Origin of the sequence: Mycolicibacter sinensis (genome assembly GCF_001667945.1) — a bacterium.
GTDB lineage: Bacteria > Actinomycetota > Actinomycetes > Mycobacteriales > Mycobacteriaceae > Mycobacterium > Mycobacterium sinense_B.
The window spans coordinates 1-1,777 of the sequence record NZ_LZJK01000148.1 but is presented as its reverse complement, the minus strand read 5'-3'; the positions used below and the strand labels follow the sequence as shown (position 1 = coordinate 1,777).

Genomic DNA, 1,777 nt, shown 5'->3' with positions numbered 1-1,777 from the left:
GTGCTTTCCTGCTGGCGCTCGCTGGGGCACTCGCCCCGGCGCCGGTGCCGACCCGCCGGCCCGCCGCCGGCCCCGGCGCCCCCGCCGGCGGCAGCACAGGCGTTTGCCTACCCGTACCTGGTCGGCGGCGGGCCCGGATGCACGCCGCGGGTCGGCACCGGCGCCGGGGCGAGTGCCCCAGCGAGCGCCAGCAGGAAAGCACCGGAGCCGGATGCTGCCGCTGTGGCGGCTGCGGCCACCGCACGAGCACGCGCGCGCCGCCGCCGGCGCCGCCACGGCCGGCATGCCGGGGGCGCTGCTGACAACCGTCGGGACCGCCGGTGTAGCCGACGGGGCGGCAGGGAGCGCTGCGGTCGCGGCGGGGGGTGCGGGCAGGCCGGCCAACCCGCCGAGTCCGCCCAACGCGCCGGCGGGGGCGGCCGCTGTGCCGGCGGCGAGCGCCAGCATCGGAGCCGACTGGCTGACGGCGGTGGTGAATTGCGCCACGTGCGTCGGCCAGTCGAACAGGGCGACGGCGAGCAGGTACTGCCACGCCGCCGTCGGGTTCTGGGCGCCGGAGTACTGGAAATTCTCCAGCAGTTCCAGGGCGCGGGCCAGGTACCAGATCGGCTCACTGGCGTTGGCGTAGTAGTCGTAGACGTGCCCGTTGAGCGTTCCAGCGGTCGGATCCCAGTTCACTCCGACGTTCTTGAGCAGCTGCGCGATCGCCAGATCCAGCGGGCTGCCGACCTTCGGATCGTGGGCGACCAGTCCGTCGGAGATGCCCAGCCGCTCCAGAAAGTCGCGTAGCGGATCGCTCGACTGTCCCGGGCCGGCGATGATCGGCGGAGCGGCGGCGGTGTGCGTAACCGAGGCCACCGCCGACTCTGTCACCGCCTCATAGGCGGTCATCGTCGTGGCCGCCTGCACCCACATCCGCGCATAGTCAGCCTCGTTGACCGCAATCGGAATCGTGTTGATCCCAAAGAAATTCGTCGCCACCAACACCGCGTGCACCGCATGGTTGGCCGCCAGCTCCGGCAAGGTCGGCATCGCCGCCAACGCGCTCAGATAGGCCCCGGCGGCCACCTCACACTGCGTCGCTGCTGCGGCACTGCTGGCAGCCGCTTGGCTCAGCCAGGCCAGGTACGGGGCATGGGCCGTGACGTACGCATGCGCGCTGGGCCCCTGCCACGCCCCGGATTGCACCGCGGCCACCACCGCGGTCAGCTCCTCGGCCACGGCGGCGTACTCGGCGCTTAGCTCCGCCCAGGCCCCGGCGGCCGCCATCAGCGGCCCGGCTCCCGGGCCCGCACTCAGCAACGCCGAATGCACCTCTGGCGGCGACGCCATCCATACCCCTGGCACGCCCACCGAGTTTAGTGCATGGAACTTTAGTTTTCGCCGACCCGAACTTTATTGGGTGTCGTCGTCCCCATCCCAGCTGCCCGGCACCATCGGCTGCTGCGGCCCGCCGCCGAACGCGCCGGCCAGCCGGGCCATCCCCGCTGCGGCAAACTGCCCCTTGGCGGCATTGCCGGCGAATCCCAGCGGCCCGGCACCGCGCTCGGCGGCCACCACCGGCTCGACGTCGGGCAGTTGCCAGTCCGGATCGACCCCCACGCCCATCGTCATGAACTGATCGCCGTGGTCGTGTTTGGTGGCGCGCCGCCGGCGCCGGGCCTGCGCGCGCTCCCGGTTGGCCTCGCGGGCCGCGGCCGCCGGTGCCGGCCGGCGCGTCGTTCGTCCCGCCCTACCTGATCGGCGGGCCCGGCATCGGCTCGGGCTCGGGGATGGG

General features: G+C 73.3%; 1 protein-coding gene and 1 pseudogene. Both read right to left on the bottom strand.

Annotated elements, in window-relative coordinates; genetic code table 11:
• The coding region (locus A5694_RS18920) for a PPE family protein (RefSeq protein ID WP_082952755.1) at window positions 1-1,332 on the bottom strand (1,332 nt) is incomplete at its 3' end.
• Window positions 1,333-1,395: 63 nt separating this feature from the next.
• Window positions 1,396-1,777, bottom strand: a pseudogene (locus tag A5694_RS18915) (hypothetical protein); the annotation flags it as partial.